Below are 17,865 nucleotides of genomic sequence, written 5' to 3' on the forward strand. Positions count from 1 at the left end.
GGACAATGTTCAACAGAAGACAAATACTCGGCGCAAGCGCCGCGCTCGTTTCGACCGCCGCCTGGGCAAAAACCTCGAACATGGGGCTCCCCGAAGCTGCCGTCATGGAAACGGCAGAGACCCAAACACCTGTCCGGCCCAGCTCAGGGCCAGACTATACGCCAGTCGTCACACTTAATGGTTGGACGCTGCCGCACCGGATGAACAATGGTGTCAAGGAGTTCCACCTGGTCGCCGAACCGGTGGAACGGGAAATGGCAGACGGCATGACCGCCTACCTTTGGGGTTACAACGGCCAATCGCCTGGCCCCACGATCGAGGCCGTCGAAGGCGACCGGGTCCGTATCTTCGTCACCAACAAACTGCCGGAGCACACCACCATCCATTGGCACGGCATGATCCTTCCGTCGGGTATGGACGGCGTTGGCGGCCTGTCGCAACCACACATCCCGGTTGGCAAGACCTTCGTCTACGAGTTCGATCTCGTGAAGTCCGGGACCTTTATGTACCACCCGCACTCCGACGAAATGGTTCAGATGGCGATGGGCATGATGGGCTTCTTCGTCATTCATCCGAAGGACCCGAAGTTCATGCCGGTCGATCGGGACTTCGTGTTCCTGCTCAACGCCTATGACATCGACCCCGGCTCATACGTTCCGCGCATTATGGAAATGACGGATTTCAACATGTGGTGCTGGAACAGCCGCATCTTCCCCGACATCAGTCCACTTGTTGTTTCAAAGAACGATCGGGTGCGGGTGCGGGTCGGCAACCTCACCATGACCAACCACCCAATTCACATGCACGGCTACGATTTCGAGGTGACCTGCACGGACGGCGGCTGGGTCCGCCCCGAGGCGCGTTGGCCGGAAGTCTCGATCGACATTCCCGTCGGTGCCATGCGGGCCTACGAGTTCGATGCCAAATACGTCGGTGACTGGGCGATCCACTGCCACAAGTCGCACCACACGATGAATGCGATGGGCCACGATATCCCGACCTTCATCGGTGTCGATAAGAAAGAAGTCGCCGAGAAGATCAGAAAGCTCCGCCCTGAGTACATGCCGATGGGCACCGCAGGCATGGCCGACATGGGCGAAATGGAAATGCCGCTTCCCGACAACACCATCCCGATGATGACCGGCTGGGGGCCGCATGGTCCGATCGAGATGGGCGGCATGTTTTCCGTTGTCAAAGTCCGCGAAGGGATCAACGCGGACGATTACTCCGATCCTGGTTGGTACGAAAACCCACCCGGAACCCAGGCCTGGGAGTGGACGGGCGATCTTCCCGACACGACCAAGGCCAAAGACGCGAAGACCCAGATCACACCGAAGCATAAGAACCACGGGTGATCCCGCATGCCGAACTCCAATCAAACGAAGGAATACACCATGAAAGCTGCAATTTTCGGAATGCTCATTGCTGCCCTCGGCTCCCCGGCATTGGCCTCGGGCTCGCATGCGGGCGGACACGGTGAGGCGATGGCTGTCGGCGAGCCAGGCGTTAAGGCGAAGGCCACGCAGACGATCCGTGTCACCATGAAGGAGACCGACGACGGCAAGATGATCTTTACGCCATCTACCTTCAAGGTTCGGAAGGGGCAGACTGTCCGGTTCGCCATTCAGAACGCTGGCGAACTCGATCATGAATTCGTGCTCGATCAGGAAGACAAGATCATGGAGCACAAAGCCGTGATGGAGAAATTTCCGGACATGGAACACGACGATCCGAACGCCATCCGACTTGCTGCAGGAAAGTCGGGCGAAATCATCTGGAAGTTCACGAATGACGGCACGTTCAAGATCGCGTGCCTGGTACCCGGCCACTACGACGCCGGGATGCACGGCGACGTTAGTGTCGCGGCCAAGTAATCAAGTTTGAAAGGAACTAAACAATGAGAACGATCATCAAAATTGCGCTGGCCTCCGCGCTCGCCCTTGGTACTGCATACGGGGCATTCGCGGCGGAGTTCACCAAAGGAACTGTTAAGAAACTGGACGTGAAGGCGAAAAAAGTCACGCTCATTCATGAAGAACTGAAAGATCTTGAAATGCCAGCGATGACGATGGTCTTCCGCGTCCAGGACGACACGCTGATGGACAAGCTCAAGGAAGGTGCGAGCGTTGAGTTCATCGCCGAGCGCGTTAACGGAAAGCTGACCGTCACACAGGTCAAGTAACCAACAAATGAGGGCGCGGCCTCCAGTTTGACCGCGCTTTCTTCCTCATGGCAGCGAGAGCAAGCGGACTCGGCTGACCGTGAAGTTGCGAAACCGATCCGTTCGTTCAGAGAAGAACATGACGTCCTCACTCAGCGCTGACTGGGACTTCGAGCGGGAAATCCGTTCAATCCTTCTGCGGTTCGTCGCCTTCACCATCCTTCTCGCCAATCTCTTGCTAGGCGGCGACGAAGGGGCCGAAGGCACACATTTAGCGGTCGTCATTTGCTATTTGGTCATCAGCATCGCATCTGTGGCGAGTGCCCGCTTCCTGCCGGGCCGGTCCTGGCTGAAAACGCTGTTTGTCGTTCTGGACGCGCCGCTGGTCGCGTTGCTCCTCTACGCTCATATTCTTGGTGGCCCAGTTACCGAGAACCACAACGTGACCACGACCAGCCTCGTGGTCGCATTTATTCTCCTCAATCACGTTGGTCTGAAGCTTGACCGTCGGCTGGTCCTTGTCTTTTCCTGCATCGTCCTTGTTGCCTGGATCGGGATGCTGGCAGTTACCGCAGCCAGACACCACACGGCGGACGCAGTTTCGTTTGTCGCTTCCTTTTTCAATCAGGACCTGGGTTTGACGGTGAGCTATGGCTTCACCGCCTTTGCAATCTATCTGCTTGCCAAAGATCACGACCGAACGCGGAAGGAGGCTCTGTTGGCAGACAGGCGACGTCTCAATCTTTCGCGATTCTTCTCACCGCTTGTCGTCGCCGACCTTCAGGAAGGAAGCTCGGCCCTCGAACTCGAACGTCGCAATGCTGTGATCATGTTTGTCGATCTGCGTGACTTCACCAGTTTTGCCGAGACGGCCCCCGCCCGCGAATTGGCGACAGTGCTGGCGCAATACCGCCATCTGGTTTCCGGAACCATTTTCGCGCACGGCGGGACAGTTGACAAATTTATCGGCGATGGCGTCATGGCGGTGTTCGGCCAACCTACACCAATGGAAGATGACGCGGATCGGGCACTCGCGTGCGCTCTCGACCTCGTCGATGCGTTGAGCGATTGGAAGCACCAGAGTCGAGTAGACGGCCATCCTGCCCTCAACGCGGGCATAGGATTGCACTATGGCACCGTCGTCGGCGGCGTCCTGGACAGTGGATGCCATAGCGAATTCACAGTCATAGGGGACGCGGTAAATGTCGCGCAGCGTCTTGAGGCGCTTACGAAGGCTTTAAATTCTCCACTTGTGATCTCGTCGGCGCTGGTCAACCAGTTGCGTAAACCTGTTCCTCCGGCGCTTTGGATGGCACAGAGTGAAGTGGCGCTTCCTGGACGGCGGTTGCCGATTGATATCTGGTATTTGCAGCACGAAGCGCGTCGCACTGTCCCCTCGGAAGAAACCTACGAGACAGGTGGTGTGCAGACGGCCCTCCAGAGATCGTCCTTCCAATCCGCGCCATTTGCAGCGCCGGACGTCGGGATCGGATAATCTATGCCTCTCACGTGGACCCTGGCAGGCTCACCGCATTTGACCAGCGCCTTATGTTTGCCCGGGTCTCGATAGCTAGCCCCGGTTGCCGGATGCGTCTGCGAGAGCGATATGGTGACGTCGTAGTCATAGCCCACGCGCCCGGCAACGCCATTGGTGACGAGACTGAGGCTGACGATCGTATCGTCGTTAAAGTGAGCCGTATGGAAAATGACGGGTTCGGTGGCCATCACCAGCGAACAGCCAAGCATTGCGACTGCAAAGGTGAGCACAAGACAACGCATTCCCACCTCCCATGGTTCAGCGAAGGCAGCATGATAACACCTCCGTGGCGGCAGGGTATTGGAGTTTTTGCAGGGTACTATTCAGTACGTGCCAAACGTAATGTCGCGATGGTTGGATGAAGCCGGGCGGCGAACTGTCCCCTCGAGAGTTGCGACACGTCAGAGTTTACGAAAAATTTAGCTTAATTTTATCGATCTCAATCTGCCTATTTCGGTCTGAACAAAGAAGGCTAAAACTTTCATTAACACGTCCCTGACGTGTCCCAAACCCATCAGACACAGCCGTGGATCGTCGCAATGAATGCTATTGCCCATTCGGATTCTGCCTATTTTCCGTCAGCGCGAAGTTTCTCCTCTGAGAAGATAGAGAAGGTGCAATCCAGGGCGGTCGGCCCTGATGTTCTCCGATCGCTGGCGATCCTTCTCGTTATGCTGGTGCATCTGCCCGTCGAGGCGACGCCGGCCACGCTAGTTGGTGTCCGTACCTATGCGTGGCTAGGAGTCGACATTTTCTTTGTTCTGAGCGGGTTCCTGATCGGAACTCAGCTCTTCAAGGAGGTCTCGCGCACCGGAAGTGTAGACCTCAAATCCTTCTATCTCCGCCGCGCCTTCCGCATCTTCCCGGCGTTCTTCGTTGTTCTTGGTCTCTATGCGATTTTCCCCGTGCTTCGGGACGCCCCGACGATGCAATCGTTCTTGAGCTTTGCGACCTTCACTGTGAACTTCGACTTTGACCCGCGCGTAGGCCGAGCCTTTTCGCAGGCATGGTCGCTTTGTGTCGAGGAGCATTTCTACCTGGTTCTGCCGCTACTCGTCTTGCTCTTGCATCGTCGGATCAGCACGGGTTGGATGCTTCTCCTTACAGGTTCGATATTAATTGCCGGACTGGTTCTGCGCTACACGATCTGGGAGAGCCAGGTTGGGGTCCTGGTCGATGCTGGCAAACTGAGAGAGGCCTTCGCCGTCTATCTGAGAGATGTCTACTATCCGACATACACGCGCCTGGATGGCCTGATGTTCGGCGTGATCCTTGCCGCGGCGCGGTTCTTCAAGCCCGAGCTCTACAAGCGTTACGCACCTCCGCGCGTTGCCCTGCCCGTCGGTGTTGCTCTCGTCGTAGCCGCGCTTGTGCTGTTCTCTATTCGCGGGCCGCTTGCGGGCACAAATCTGTTTCTTGTCTTTCAGGCGCAGCTTGGTACGGTTGCCGGATTCCCGCTAATCTCGATCGGTATCGCTCTTATTCTCGGCGCTATGCTCGACCTTGAGCAGGTCATGAGACGGTGGCCGGTTCCAGGTGCCGTGATCGTCGCCACCTTGTCGTACAGCCTGTATCTGACCCACAAGTCGGTCTTCCATGTCGCCAGGCTTGTCTTCGGGGAAGAGAACCTTCAGGGCGGTTTCGGCTTCATGGTTTATCTGGTGACCAGCTTTGCGGCGGCAACCGTGCTCTGGTTCTGCGTGGAGAGGTCTTTCCTCTTGCTCCGGGATCGTCTTCTCTCTCCGAGAAAATGACCTGACTGTCAGCTTCAGCTTCACGCGAAGCTGACCTTGTCGTGCAACTCCACGATTTTCACGCCAAATGTTGGTGGCGAACAGAACTGAACGGAACTTTCGGTGCAAGGTCGGGCTCCAAGACCGACCTTTGCCTTCAGGGCGACACTGATCGCCTCTATTGCTCGTATCCCCGTAATTCATTGTACTGCTTGATCTGGCGCTCATCCAACACCCGGATCATCTCCAGATGCGCTGCGAGATGGATGTAGCGCAGGTTTGCCCGACTCGTTTCGATCCCGTGAAGACGCTCTCTAAGATCGGGCAGGTCGATCGAGCGTGAACGAAAGCCGATGTCCAGCGCCAGTTCCGCGGCCACGAGCTTTCTCCCCTCGACGATGGCTTGGTGTTCCATCTTCTCGAATATGCCTTCAGCCAAGGCCTCCTGATCAGAAGTCAGCCCCAGCTCGCGCTTCATCTTCAGAACATGCGAAGGCCCCGGAATGCCGTTCAGTTCGGCCGCTTTCGCAAGCCCCCAGCCTTCTCCTTTCTCCAGTTTGGCGACGTCTTCGGAGGACAGACTTTTTATTTCGCGCGTCTGCTGTCCGGCATAGGGCGAGCTGTGATCGTGTCCTCCCCCCGCGACGGCGGGCAAAGGCAGAAGGACGGCGAGAGATACAAAAAACAGGGATTTCATGGCGCACCAGTTGGCTGTTTGGGGAACATCAGCTTGCCAACCAATGACCACTGGCGACATGATAGCTATCATGTCCGCGAAGATCATTACCCACCTCCTTCCCAAGGCAGTCGCTCGAAAGTCCTTCGCAAAGCGCGAGCATCTGTTCCACGGAGGCGATCCGGTACGGGTTCTTTTCCTTGTCGCGAATGGGTGCGTGCACCTCGTCCGCTACCAGGCGGACGGAAACCCGGCAATTTTGCAGCGAGCGACGTCGGAAACTATATTGGCCGAGGCGTCCCTGTTTTCGGAGCGGTATCATTGCGACGCCGTCGCGACGACGACCACGGAAGCGCTGCTTGTGCCCATTGGCGACGTTCGGTCGCTGCTCGAACACGACGCCGCCTTCGCGGCGGAATGGATGGCGCATCTATCGCGGGAGCTTCAAAGCGCCAGGAAGCGCGCCGAGATCGCGACCCTGAAAACGGTCGGAGCCCGCCTCAGTGCCTGGCTCGCCTGGAACGACGGTGAACTTCCTCCCAAAGGTCAGTGGCGGGGGGTGGCTGACGAAATCGGTGTCTCGGCGGAAGCGCTGTACAGGGAGATTTCGCGGCTCCGCCGAACGTCGTCCTGGGGACGGTAACACGAGGTTTCCCGCACCTGTCGTTCACCCATTGGGTCCTTACGCCTATAAAATGAATCTGCCGCTGGATCCGGCTTCTAACTGTTCCTCGCAATCGCCCCGTCGAATGCGAGACGGCGGAACATCGCATCGATCCGCTCGGGCGGCATCTTGGCACCACCATCCAACCACCAGGTCAGGACGGCCATGAAGGCACCGACGATGTATTGAACGACGAACTCTCTCGGCATGGCGTCCGACGAACTCGCGGCGGCAGGTTCGAGTTCGGCACGGACCAGCTCGGAGAGTATCTGGCGGATCGTGTCGAGCGCGACAGTGCCGCCACGGCTGCCCGCAAGCGCCCGATAGAGATCGAGATGATCACGGGCGTGTTCGAACATCGCAAGGCTGAAGCTCAATCTCCCTGTCCCCTGATCACCCGTGGCCGCGCGCGCCGCAGCCTCGACGCGTTGCCTGCGCAAGTGGCTCAGGCCGCTCTGCTTCAAATCATCTTTGCTCGTGAAGTGCAGATAGAATGTTGACCGGCCGACATTCGCGGCCTCGCAGATTTCGTCCACCGTGATCGAGCCGTAGCCCTTTTTCAGGATCAGGGAGATCAGGGCCTGATGCAGCGCTGCCCGGGTGCGAGCAACGCGACGATCGATTGTATGCTCGGTCGTTTTCATCACTGTTCCCGGACAAATCGGGGCGCCGTCCAGGATCGGGCATTCCCGGCCGCTTGTTCGTTGACATGAGTGAACATCGTGTCTGTTATCAGACACAATGTTCATTTTGGCGATTGCGGAACTCAAGACAACAAGCGTCGATAAGTTGAAAATGGCTGCCCAATCCCCCTACCCTGGCCCCCCACGCTGGGTAAAAATTGCCGGAACGATCCTCGGCCTGCTGATTCTGCTCGCCGCCGTTCTGATGGTATTCGGCATCGGAGGACCCCACGGACCTGGCCGCCACCTATCACCTGCTGATACGGAGAGCCAGACGCCTCCGGCAGGTGACCCGCGATGATGATGACGCCCCTCGTCCGCAAGGTCGCGCTCATCGCCACGTCAGTGGGCTCCCTTGGCGCGGTCGCAGGCTTCCTTGCGCTCGCGGTGGCGGGACTTGCCAGCGAGGATACTCAAACGATGACAAGCGTCTATGTCGCGATGGACGTGATCGCGCGTTCGGTCATCCTGCCTTTGATCTTCGCCTCGTTGATGACAGGACTCATCCAATCGCTGGGCACCACATGGGGCCTGTTCAGGCACTGTTGGGTCCTCGTCATCCAGAGGCGCCAATTTTATCCCATTCACTATCGATAGGTTTCAAGTATCGATAGTGAGCCATCTCGGATGGCTTCCTTGCTATCTTACTCGTGAAACAGGGCGCGGCGCGAAGATGTCCGAACCTCAATTGTCCATTCGCAGCGCCAAGGCCAAGGAGTTGGCGCACGCCTTGGCACACCGGACCGGCATGGCCATGAGCAAACTTGTAGAGAGCGCACTCGAGCGTTACGGCAGCGAACTGTGCCAACAAAAGAGCCGCACGCAGAATTGAGCGAGAACCGCCCCACGTGACAGTCAGCGAAAAGAACGCTCGGAGCGAGACAATGAACGACACCATTACCGACAATGTCGCGGCATCACGCTTCGAGCTTGCCATCGGCGGCGAGATAGCTGTTGCCTATTATCGCAAGGAGGACGGCAGGATCGTCCTGACCCATACGGAGGTTCCGCAGGCGCTTTCCGGACAGGGTATCGGCACACGGCTGGCCCGTGGGATCTTCGAGACGCTCCGCCAAAGGCAAGCTCGCATTATCGCCAAATGCCCGTTTATGGCCGCCTTCGCGGCAAAACATCCGGAATATAGCGCCATGCTCGACGGTTAGGTCTCCACCATGCTGGCCCGCCGCCTTCGCTTGGCCAACTTCAGTCCCGCGGTCGCCGATTGAGCCGGACGCCTCACTCACCGCTGGACCATGGCTTGGAATGCTGGCATCGTCGCGCGCGCATCGGTCCAGAAGGGCTGCGATCATCTGAGAGGGAGTTGCCGTGGAAGCGGGGCATGACACCAGCGAGCTTGAAATGGTCGTCTTGATGACGCCCGACATGGCCAACTTCAGCGGCAAGGTCCACGGCGGTGCCCTCCTCAATCTTCTCGACCGCGTCGCGTTTTCCTGCGCCTCGCGCTATTCGCAGGAGTATGCGGTGACCCTGTCGGTGGACCAGGTCGTCTTTCGCCAGCCAATCCATGTCGGGGAACTGGTGACCTTTCGCGCCTCGATCAATCATGCCGGGCGAACCTCTATGGAAGTCGGGATCCGCGTCGAAGCAGAAAACATCCGGACCGGAGAGCGCAGACACACGAACTCCTGCTATTTCACCATGGTTGCCGTCGATGCCGAGGGGCGTCCGACCAATGTTCCGCCGTACAATGCCGTAACCAGCATCCGAAAGCGACGCCAGCGCGCGGCGGAGGTCAGGAGAAACTTGCGGCGTGAGTTCGAGGCCCGCTTTCAAGCCGCCGGCTCGCCCACCGAATCCTGACCGCCGTGTGCTCACTTATCGGTTTCGCCCTGTGTCGGATCCAAGATCACTTTTTGAAACATGCCCCCGCAAAGGCCACTCCTGTGTTTGGGCTGGCAGCTTGATGGTGTATCTTTCGCCGGCCGAGGTTGAATGCCAGACGGAGTGGCACGCCTCAGAGCCTGCGCATGGGCAGGCGGAGGCTTGGCCCCTTAAGCCTGTTGAAACCCTTAGTGTATGTTCGGCGTCTTCTGCAGCGTGGTTCCCGCGTATATTTGCCGAGAGCGCACCACCGCATTCTGAAGACCACAGTGACGCGTTCAAAGTCATCGCGCCGAGTTCTGCATCTGGCGCCGTTTTCGTGAACAAGCGAAGCCACCTAGCAACGCCTGCCGCCGCGGGAAACCAACACCGTCGTTGCGGGCTCCAGATATAGGAGATTCAAATGTCCACATCGCAGACCGGACTTCAGTATACAGAGGGCGTCGCCAACGGCGAGGTCCGGTACGATCTGGAGGATTTCATCCGGGCGTCCGGCATTCCGCCGCTCGAGGCCTACGAAATGTTCACGAAATACGGGCCCTACAAGTCGGACCTTGACCCTTTGATCAAGGCCCGGGCCGACCAGCATATGGATCTGATGAAGTAGAGGCTACTGCCTCGCCACCGGTTGCGGCGGATAGCGGAGCGCAATGGGCGCCTCGCTAGACCGAGAACAACGCTCGACCGTCAGTCGCCGGAGTAGCGCTCCTCGAGCCACGGGTCGCCACGCATGTGGTAACCATTGCGCTCCCAGAAGCCGGCCTCGTCGCCGGCCCGAAAATCGATGCGCGTCAGCCATTTCGCGCTCTTCCAGAGATAGAGATGCGGCACGACAGGCCGCATCGGCCCGCCATGGGTGCGGCTGATCGGTTGCCCCTCCCAGTCCGTCGCAAGGATCGCGTGTTCCGAGGCAAAGTCGGCAAGCGGCAGATTGGTCGTATAGCCATCGTAACTCGTCAGCATGACATGGGACGCTTCCGGTTTCGGCATGACCATGTCGAGCAGGTCGTGCGCCAGAACCCCTTGCCAGCGGTTGTCGTAACGCGACCAGGTGGTAACGCAGTGAATGTCGGAGAGGCTGTCGCTCTGCGGCAGGGCCTTGAACGCAGCCCAGTCCAGCGACAGGCGCTGTTCAACGAGCCCGGTCACGTCAAGACGCCAGCGCTCCACACCGATCGCGGGCTGCTGGCCAAGGTCCAGCACCGGCCAATCCTTGACGAGGTGCTGGCCCGGCGGCAAACGTTCATCCTGTGGCCGGGCAGCGTGCCCGGTGAGGAACTTACCATCAGCCGCCCAGCGCCGTTTCGTCTTCGTCAGCTTGGTTTCCGTTGAGCGCTCTTCGTCGGTCATGGTCCTGCTCCGGTTTGCCCGGATTAGAAGACCCGTTGCGGTTTCCGTCAAGCATCGATACGGGCATCGCCTCTAGCGCAGGACGATCCGCAAAGCCGCCTGCGTCTCCTTGAGGAGCGGCAGATAGCGCTCGACCATTTCGGCAGCCGGCACATGGGCCGCCGGCGCACCGATATTGAGTGCTGCCACGATCTGGTTGCGGTCGTTTTGAAGCGGAACGGCGATGGAGCAAAGGCCGATTTCCAGCTCCTGGTCGATGATGGCATAACCTTGGTGACGCACGCGGCCGATCTCGGCCATCAGTTCTTCCGTGTCAGTCCTCGTGTAAGGCGTATTCGCCTTGAGGTCGGAGCGGGCGAGCACGTCCCTCGCCTGCGGCTCCGGCAAGGCGGCGAGCCACACGCGCCCCATCGAGGCGCAATAGGCGGGAAGCCGCGACCCCGGCATCAGGCTGATCGACATCACCCGCCTCTGCGAGGCACGCGCGATGTAGACAATCTCCGTGCCGTCGAGCACCGAGGCAGAGGCACTCTGTCCGGCCCTTTCCGAGAGCTGGTCGAGATAGGGCTGGACAATCGCCGGCAAGGGCGTCGCGGAGAGATAGGCATGCCCGAGCCGCAGGATCTTCGGCGTCAGCGAAAAGAACTTTCCGTCGTAGTCGGCATAGCCGAGTTCCGAGAGCGTCAGCAGCGAACGGCGTACGGTCGCCCGGTCCAGTCCGGTGATCTTTGCCGCCTCGGTGATCGTCAACTTCTGCTGCGTCTCGCCAAATGCCTCGATGACGGTCAACCCGCGGGCAAAACCGCTGACAAAATCGGTTTCTCTCATGGTTCATCCTCAATCTATCAGCGAGCAGTTTGTGCGATATATGAACAAATGTCAAATAACGCACAAAGTGTTTGACGCTTCGTCTTTTTGAGAGCCTATTTCGTGCCATTGCAGGCAAGAGAGCGTCACTGACCGGCCGATGGTCCAGCGAGGGGGACCGCGACAGCTCTTTCCATCCGCCGGCAGACAATCAAGCGCCCGCCGAATTGGCGGCAGCACTTAGAACAGAAGAGAGGAAACATGGCGAAGATCGTTTCACTCGCCGAGGCAATCGGCGACAATGTCAGGGATGGCGACACCGTTGCCATGGAGGGGTTCACCCACCTGATCCCCTATGCCGCTGGACACGAGGTGATCCGCCAGGGTCGCAAGGACCTGTTTCTCGTACGCATGACCCCCGACATTCTCTATGATCAGCTGATCGGCGTCGGCGCTGCCCGCGGCATGAAATTCTCCTGGGGCGGCAATCCGGGTGTCGGCTCCCTGCACCGCTTCCGCGATGCGGTCGAAAATCAGTGGCCGCGCCCGCTGGAAATCGAAGAACATTCCCATGCGGCCATGGCCAATGCCTACGAGGCTGGTGCCGCCAATCTGCCGTTCGCGATGTTGCGCGGCTATATCGGCGCCGACCTGCCGAAGGTGAACCCGAACATCAAGCAGGTCACCTGCCCGTTTACCTCAGAAGTGCTTGCCGCCGTTCCGGCGATCCGGCCCGACGTCACCATCATCCATGCCCAGCGGGCCGACCGGAAGGGCAATGTGCTGCTCGAAGGCATCGTCGGCGTGCAGAAGGAGGCGGTGCTTGCGGCCAGGCGTTCGATCGTCACCGTCGAGGAAATCGTCGACGAGCTTGCGCCACCGTCGCCCAACTCGGTTGTCCTGCCCACCTGGGCTGTAACCGCGGTCTCGCATGTACCGGGCGGCGCCTTCCCCTCCTACGCCCACGGCTACTATCCACGCTCGAATGCCTTCTACATCGGCTGGGATGAAATCGCCCGCGACCGCGACAGCTTTACGGCCTGGATCAAGGAGAACGTGCTCGAGGCGAGCCCTGAAGACTTTGCACGACACGCTGGCAAGAAGCCGGCGAAGGCCGCTTGAGGAGGCGATGATGACCGATTTCACCCCCAACGAGATGATGACCATCGCGGCCTCGCGCGAGCTTTCCAACGACGACGTCTGCTTTGTCGGCATCGGCGCGCCATCGGCCGCCTGCAACGTGGCGCGGCTGACACACGCGCCCGATATCACCCTGATCTACGAAAGCGGAACCGTCGGCACCAAGCCGGACGTGCTGCCGCTGTCGATCGGCGACGGCGAGCTTTGCGATACCGCACTCTTCACCGTCTCCGTGCCGGAGATGTTTCGCTACTGGCTGCAGGGCGGCCGCATCACCACCGGGTTTCTCGGCGGCGCGCAGATCGACAAATTCGCCAACCTCAACACCACGGTCGTCGGTCCCTATGACCATCCGAAGGTCCGCCTGCCCGGTGGCGGCGGCGCTCCCGAGATCGCGTCGAATTGCGGCCGCATCTTCATCACCATGGCGCTTTCCAAACGCGGCTTCGTCGAAAAACTACCCTTCATCACCTCGATGGGCCATGGCGAAGGCGGCGATCATCGCGAACGCCTCGGCATGAAGACCAAGGGGCCGACCCGCATCATCACCGACCTCTGCATTCTGGAGCCCGATCCGGTAACCAAGGAGCTGACGGTCGTTTCGATCCACCAAGGCGTGACGCGCGATGAGATCGTCGACAACTGCGGCTGGCCGATCAAGTTCGCCGAAGACGTGATCGATACGCCGGTGCCGACCGAGATCGAACTGGCGACGCTTCGCGACATCAATGCCCGCACAAAGAAGGCCCACCAGGGCAACAAGGAGGCCGCATAAATGGCCGATGCCTATATCTGCGATTACATCCGCACACCGATCGGTCGCTTCGGCGGCGCGCTCTCGTCGGTCAGGGCCGACGACCTCGGCGCAATCCCGCTGAAGGCGCTGATGGACCGCAACCGGTCGCTCGATTGGGAAGCGGTCGATGACGTCATCTTCGGCTGCGCCAATCAGGCTGGCGAAGACAACCGCAACGTCGCACGCATGTCGCTGCTTCTGGCTGGGCTGCCGGCAAGCGTAACGGGCACTACCATCAATCGCCTCTGCGGTTCAGGCATGGATGCCGTCATCACGGCCGCGCGCGCCATCAAAGCGGGCGAAGCCGAGCTGATGATTGCCGGCGGCGTGGAAAGCATGTCGCGGGCGCCCTTCGTGATGCCGAAAGCGGAAAGCGCCTTTTCGCGCAACGCCGAGATTTATGACACCACTATCGGCTGGCGTTTCGTCAACCCGCTGATGAAGAAGCAATATGGCGTCGATTCCATGCCGGAGACCGGCGAAAACGTCGCCGAAGACTTCAAGGTAAACCGCGAAGACCAGGATGCCTTTGCGCTGCGCAGCCAGGCGAAGGCAGCGGCCGGCCAGAGCAACGGTCGCCTCGCAAAGGAGATCGTCGCCGTCACCATCCCGCAGCGCAAGGGCGACCCGACAGTCGTCGAGAGAGACGAGCATCCTCGCGCCACGACGATGGAGGCGCTTGCCAAGCTCGGCACGCCCTTCAGACGAGAAGGCGGCACGGTCACCGCCGGCAATGCATCCGGCGTCAACGATGGCGCAGCTGCACTGATCATCGCTTCCGAGGCGGCGGCCAAAAGATACGGCCTCAGGCCGATCGCCCGTATCCTCGGCGGTGCCACCGCTGGCGTTGCACCGCGCATCATGGGTTTTGGCCCGGCCCCGGCATCGAAGAAGCTAATGGCGCGTCTGGGTCTCACGCAGGAGCAGTTTGATGTCATCGAGCTCAACGAGGCCTTTGCCTCGCAGGGGCTGGCGACACTGCGCGATCTCGGCATTGCCGACGACGATGGCCGCGTCAACCGTAACGGCGGCGCCATTGCGCTCGGTCACCCGCTCGGCATGTCCGGCGCCCGGATCACCGGAACAGCGGCGCTTGAGCTTTCGGAAACCGGTGGGCGCTACGCACTTTCCACCATGTGCATCGGCGTCGGCCAGGGCATCGCAATAGCTCTCGAGCGCGTCTAGGCAGACCGGGAGCCGTTCGATGACGGCTCCCCTTTCCCTTCACACGACCTTTCCTTCAGCGGCGCCGCGACGATCAGCAGCAATAGGATCGTCACGAAGAAGCGGAAGCTGTTCCGCTGTTTCGACATCCACATCCCGAACCGTTCGCCAGCACCTGATATGTACCTGGCCTGCCATAGGCGGGACCTGTGCCCTCACGTTCCCGGGTTGCGTATTGACTCTCATAAGGCATTATAAGATAACCAAATAGTTCTAAAACTATTTGGTTATATAAATGACCCCATCCGAACGCCTTGACGCCACCTTTGCAGCTCTCGCGGACCCGACACGACGGGCCATCCTTGCCCGTTTGGCACTGGGCGAGGCGTCGGTCCTCGAGCTTGCCGAACCCTTCGCCATGAGCCAGCCGGCGGTGTCGAAGCACCTGAAGGTTCTGGAGCGCGCCGGACTGGTTTCGCGCAGTCGGGCTGCGCAGCGTCGACCCTGCCGTATCGAGATCGACCCACTCACTGAGGCAACCGACTGGCTGGAGGAATATCGCAAGCTGTGGGAAGCGAATTTTTCCCGGCTCGACACGCTGCTTGAGGAACTGAAGGCCGATGCCGCGTCACAGGTGTCGTCCGTGCAACCCAACGATTTCACCACGAAGGAGGACTGATATGACTGCTGCAGCCAACAAACTTGTCGTCACAGCCCACGGCGATCGGGAGATTCGCATCGTTCGCACGTTTGACGCCCCGCGCCGGCTGGTTTTCGACGCCTTCACCAAACCGGCTCTCGTCAAGCGCTGGCTGACCGGCCCTGACGGCTGGTCCCTGCCCGTCTGCGAGATCGACCTGAGACCCGGCGGAACCTTCCGTTACGTCTGGAAGAACACCGAAGGCACCGAGATGGGCATGGGTGGTACCTATCGCGAGATCGATGCGCCGGACCGGATCGTGCATGAAGAGCTCTTTGACGAGGACTGGACCGGTGGTCAGACGCTGGTGACCACGCACTTCGTCGAGGACGGCGGGCGCACCACGGTGACGACGGCCGTCGTCTACTCCTCGACGGAGACGCGCGATGCCGTGCTGAAGTCGCCGATGGAGAGCGGCATTGCCATAGGCTATGACCGCCTCGAAGGAATTCTCACCTCCGAATTTGCTAAATAGTCAGGCAAGGACCATGGGCGGAATGATCCGCCCACGGCCCAATTCTCAGTCTGTCCAGACGGCCACGTCGACGGGACCGAGCTTGCGTGCACCAACATGGAAGACAGCACCAGCGCCAGCCGGCACTTCAGCCGGCACCTTGCCGTAGTTGAAGGCGAAGTTGAGCTTGCCGCGGCGGGTGATGCGCAGGTCGCCGAGATCGGCGAGCGCCTCGACCGAAGCCCAGCCCAGTGCGTCATTGATCACCTTTTTGAGCAGCTCACCACGGGCAGCCGCCGCCATGTAGCGGGCCTTGTCGTTACCGACGAGTGCCGGCGCGCCGTTGCGGTATTCTCCTTCGAAGGTCGCCAGCACCGTCTCGCTCGTGCGCACGGTCTCCCGCCAGATGCCGGCCGGATAGGTCTCGTTGCCGTAAAGCACCGTCTCGCCATGGAATTCCGGCAGCGACTCGACGCGAGCGACACTGATGTCGATGAGGGCCGCGAGCGGGCCGGGCGGTAACCCTTCAGGAATGTGCATGTCCTCGGTCTTGCTGCCGCTGCGCGGTCCGAACAACACCTTGGCCTCAGACCTCGCCAGCTTTTCGACGAAGGCCTGGTTGGCGATGACCAGATCCGGCGCCAGCACCAGCTGGTAGCCGTCGAGGTCGGAATGCTGGCCGATGAAATCGACATCGACGCCGAGGCGCGAGACCGTCGAGTACCAGTCGAGCGCCGTCGCCGAGGCCGAATAGGTCCGACCCTGCGGCAGGGCGCGCGTCGCCCAGCGTGAGTTGTAGTCGAGCAGGATCGCGACCTTGGCCCTGGCGCGGGCCTCGCCCTTCGGTAGCCGCTTCATCTCTTCTGCGACCTGCGCCACTTCGAGATAGCCTTGGTCGGGCTCGCTGTTGGGAAGCAAGAGGCCGGCATGGAACTGCTCCTGCGCAAACGGCACCTGCCGCCAGCGGAAATAGGAGACCATGTCGACGCCATGCGCATAGGCAAGCCACGTCCAAAGCCGCACCATGCCATCGGCCGGCGATTGGTTGTGCGCCGCCCAATTGACCGGACCCGGCTGCTGTTCCATCACCCAGACGCGTCCGCGGCCGACGGCGCGGTAGAGATCGTGGTTGAAGGCCGGCTGGTCCGGGTCGCCCACACGCAGGTAACGTCCCTTGTCCTCCGGAGAAAGGCGGCCGTTCAACAGCCCGCCCATCGGGTAAACGTCCCAGGATGCGATGTCGATGTCTTCGCCGACCTTGTAGTGGTCGAAGTCGGTGTTCTGCGACATGAAATTGTGCGTCACCGGACGGCCCGGCGAATGCTTGCGGATGATGTCGACCTGCGCCTTGTTGAAGCTCTTCACCTGGTCGGACGAAAAGCGGATGAAGTCGACGATATGCGTCGGGCTCGGCTCCTCGACGAGATTGTTCGGCAGTTCCACTTCGTCGAAGCTGTTGTAGTTCATTGCCCAGAAGGAAGTGCCCCAGGCGCGGTTCAGCTCGTCCGTCGTGCCGTAGCGCTCGGCGAGCCACAGGCGAAACGCCCGCTCGGCTTCGGTGGAATAGCTGTAGATCGTATCGTGGTCGCCATATTCGTTGTCCGTCTGCCAGGCATGGACGAAGGCGTTCTTGCCGTAGCGTTCGGCCATGGCCTCGCAGATCCGTGCGGCCTCGGCATGGTAGGTGCGGCTGGAGAAGCAATAATGGCGCCGAGCGCCGAACTTGCGCACCACGCCCTTGACGTCGACCGGCAGGATGTCGGGGTGGCGATCGATCAGCCACTTCGGCGGTGCGGCGGTCGGCGTGCCGAGAATGACCTTCAGACCAGCACTGCCGAGCACGTCGATCGCATCGTCGAGCCACTCCCAATGAAACTCACCCGACCTCGGCTCGATCTTCGCCCAAGCGAATTCACCGATGCGCACCCAAGTCAGGCCGAGTTCGACCATACGGCGAGCGTCCTCTTCCCATTTCTCGCGCGGCCATTGCTCCGGGTAATAGCAGACGCCGAGTTCGAGCATGTCGGTCTCCTGCTGGTCGGGGTTGAAACGGTTCGGTCTCGTCAGGGGCATATGCAAGATCGGGTCCTTCGTCATGCTCTTGGCCGGTTTCACCCGGCACTTCGTCTTCGATGCGAGCGCCCTCCGGGATATAAAC

General features: G+C 60.2%; 21 protein-coding genes and 1 pseudogene. 16 read left to right on the forward strand and 6 right to left on the reverse strand.

All coding sequences use genetic code 11. The annotated features are described in order from the left end of the window. Positions 1–5: 5 nt before the first annotated feature. From AC244_RS18405 to AC244_RS18425, 5 genes are all read left to right on the forward strand, one after another. Entirely contained in the window at positions 6–1,355 is a 1,350-nt protein-coding gene (locus AC244_RS18405) for a multicopper oxidase family protein (protein WP_053250275.1), read from the forward strand. Between the two features lie 39 nt (positions 1,356–1,394). Beyond that, complete coding sequence (locus AC244_RS18410) at positions 1,395–1,874, forward strand: plastocyanin/azurin family copper-binding protein (RefSeq protein WP_053250360.1); 480 nt, start codon at positions 1,395–1,397, stop codon at positions 1,872–1,874. 23 nt (positions 1,875–1,897) lie between these two features. Then, on the forward strand, positions 1,898–2,182 hold the full coding sequence (locus AC244_RS18415) for a copper-binding protein (protein WP_053250276.1): 285 nt from the start codon (positions 1,898–1,900) through the stop codon (positions 2,180–2,182). Positions 2,183–2,300: 118 nt separating this feature from the next. Further along, positions 2,301–3,656: an adenylate/guanylate cyclase domain-containing protein gene (locus AC244_RS18420; protein ID WP_053250277.1), complete on the forward strand. Its 1,356-nt coding sequence runs from the start codon at positions 2,301–2,303 to the stop codon at positions 3,654–3,656. Positions 3,657–4,237: 581 nt separating this feature from the next. Then, positions 4,238–5,452, forward strand: a complete 1,215-nt coding sequence (locus AC244_RS18425) for an acyltransferase family protein (protein ID WP_053250278.1) — start codon at positions 4,238–4,240, stop codon at positions 5,450–5,452. Between the two features lie 157 nt (positions 5,453–5,609). On the opposite strand, the gene AC244_RS18430 is transcribed toward AC244_RS18425, so the two are convergent. Beyond that, complete coding sequence (locus AC244_RS18430; protein WP_053250279.1) at positions 5,610–6,128, reverse strand: hypothetical protein; 519 nt, start codon at positions 6,126–6,128, stop codon at positions 5,610–5,612. 70 nt (positions 6,129–6,198) lie between these two features. Between AC244_RS18430 and AC244_RS18435 the strand changes: the two genes are divergently transcribed. Beyond that, positions 6,199–6,750, forward strand: a complete 552-nt coding sequence (locus tag AC244_RS18435; RefSeq protein ID WP_234716972.1) for a Crp/Fnr family transcriptional regulator — start codon at positions 6,199–6,201, stop codon at positions 6,748–6,750. A 77-nt stretch (positions 6,751–6,827) separates the two neighbouring features. Here the strand turns inward: AC244_RS18435 and AC244_RS18440 are convergent, their stop codons facing one another. Then, positions 6,828–7,415, reverse strand: coding sequence for a TetR/AcrR family transcriptional regulator (locus AC244_RS18440; RefSeq protein WP_053250280.1), 588 nt, complete (start codon positions 7,413–7,415; stop codon positions 6,828–6,830). A gap of 336 nt (positions 7,416–7,751) precedes the next feature. Here AC244_RS18440 and AC244_RS18445 point away from each other — a divergent pair, with 336 nt between their 5' ends. The 5 genes from AC244_RS18445 (at position 7,752) to AC244_RS18460 (ending at position 9,903) form a co-directional block, all read left to right on the forward strand. Continuing rightward, on the forward strand, positions 7,752–8,051 hold the full coding sequence (locus AC244_RS18445; protein WP_234716973.1) for a hypothetical protein: 300 nt from the start codon (positions 7,752–7,754) through the stop codon (positions 8,049–8,051). A gap of 76 nt (positions 8,052–8,127) precedes the next feature. Then, positions 8,128–8,286 carry a type II toxin-antitoxin system VapB family antitoxin gene (locus AC244_RS36560; protein ID WP_152976007.1) on the forward strand — a complete coding sequence of 53 codons (159 nt, stop codon included), beginning with the start codon at positions 8,128–8,130 and terminating at the stop codon, positions 8,284–8,286. 52 nt (positions 8,287–8,338) lie between these two features. Next, positions 8,339–8,617 (forward strand): GNAT family N-acetyltransferase, encoded by a 279-nt coding sequence (locus AC244_RS18450; RefSeq protein WP_053250281.1) that lies wholly within the window; start codon positions 8,339–8,341, stop codon positions 8,615–8,617. 196 nt (positions 8,618–8,813) lie between these two features. Next, positions 8,814–9,275, forward strand: a complete 462-nt coding sequence (locus tag AC244_RS18455; RefSeq protein ID WP_053250362.1) for an acyl-CoA thioesterase — start codon at positions 8,814–8,816, stop codon at positions 9,273–9,275. A gap of 424 nt (positions 9,276–9,699) precedes the next feature. Beyond that, positions 9,700–9,903 carry a hypothetical protein gene (locus AC244_RS18460; protein ID WP_053250282.1) on the forward strand — a complete coding sequence of 68 codons (204 nt, stop codon included), beginning with the start codon at positions 9,700–9,702 and terminating at the stop codon, positions 9,901–9,903. Positions 9,904–9,983: 80 nt separating this feature from the next. Here the strand turns inward: AC244_RS18460 and AC244_RS18465 are convergent, their stop codons facing one another. After that, positions 9,984–10,646, reverse strand: a complete 663-nt coding sequence (locus AC244_RS18465; protein ID WP_053250283.1) for a sulfite oxidase-like oxidoreductase — start codon at positions 10,644–10,646, stop codon at positions 9,984–9,986. Positions 10,647–10,718: 72 nt separating this feature from the next. After that, positions 10,719–11,474: an IclR family transcriptional regulator gene (locus AC244_RS18470; RefSeq protein WP_053250284.1), complete on the reverse strand. Its 756-nt coding sequence runs from the start codon at positions 11,472–11,474 to the stop codon at positions 10,719–10,721. 240 nt (positions 11,475–11,714) lie between these two features. Between AC244_RS18470 and AC244_RS18475 the strand changes: the two genes are divergently transcribed. The 3 genes from AC244_RS18475 to pcaF are packed head-to-tail and all read left to right on the forward strand — an operon-like array spanning position 11,715 to position 14,574. Continuing rightward, a complete protein-coding gene (locus tag AC244_RS18475) occupies positions 11,715–12,575 on the forward strand; it encodes a CoA transferase subunit A (protein ID WP_053250285.1) in 861 nt (286 codons plus the stop codon). Positions 12,576–12,585: 10 nt separating this feature from the next. Beyond that, complete coding sequence (locus AC244_RS18480) at positions 12,586–13,368, forward strand: CoA-transferase subunit beta (protein WP_053250363.1); 783 nt, start codon at positions 12,586–12,588, stop codon at positions 13,366–13,368. After that, complete coding sequence (gene pcaF, locus AC244_RS18485; RefSeq protein WP_053250286.1) at positions 13,369–14,574, forward strand: 3-oxoadipyl-CoA thiolase; 1,206 nt, start codon at positions 13,369–13,371, stop codon at positions 14,572–14,574. On the opposite strand, the pseudogene AC244_RS38875 reads toward pcaF, so the two are convergent. Beyond that, positions 14,571–14,741 (reverse strand): annotated as a pseudogene (locus AC244_RS38875) (hypothetical protein); the annotation flags it as partial. The gene pcaF and the pseudogene AC244_RS38875 overlap by 4 nt on opposite strands. Before the next feature lie 107 nt (positions 14,742–14,848). On the opposite strand from AC244_RS38875, the gene AC244_RS18490 reads away from it, so the two are divergent. Together AC244_RS18490 and AC244_RS18495 are read left to right on the forward strand one after the other, a co-directional pair. Then, positions 14,849–15,232 carry an ArsR/SmtB family transcription factor gene (locus AC244_RS18490; protein WP_053250287.1) on the forward strand — a complete coding sequence of 128 codons (384 nt, stop codon included), beginning with the start codon at positions 14,849–14,851 and terminating at the stop codon, positions 15,230–15,232. Between the two features lies 1 nt (position 15,233). Beyond that, positions 15,234–15,728, forward strand: coding sequence for an SRPBCC family protein (locus AC244_RS18495; protein WP_053250288.1), 495 nt, complete (start codon positions 15,234–15,236; stop codon positions 15,726–15,728). 45 nt (positions 15,729–15,773) lie between these two features. On the opposite strand, the gene AC244_RS18500 is transcribed toward AC244_RS18495, so the two are convergent. Further along, positions 15,774–17,786: a beta-galactosidase gene (locus AC244_RS18500; RefSeq protein ID WP_053250364.1), complete on the reverse strand. Its 2,013-nt coding sequence runs from the start codon at positions 17,784–17,786 to the stop codon at positions 15,774–15,776. Between the last annotated feature and the right edge of the window lie 79 nt (positions 17,787–17,865).

Source organism: Ensifer adhaerens (assembly GCF_001270265.1).
Classification (GTDB): Bacteria; Pseudomonadota; Alphaproteobacteria; order Rhizobiales; family Rhizobiaceae; genus Ensifer; species Ensifer adhaerens_B.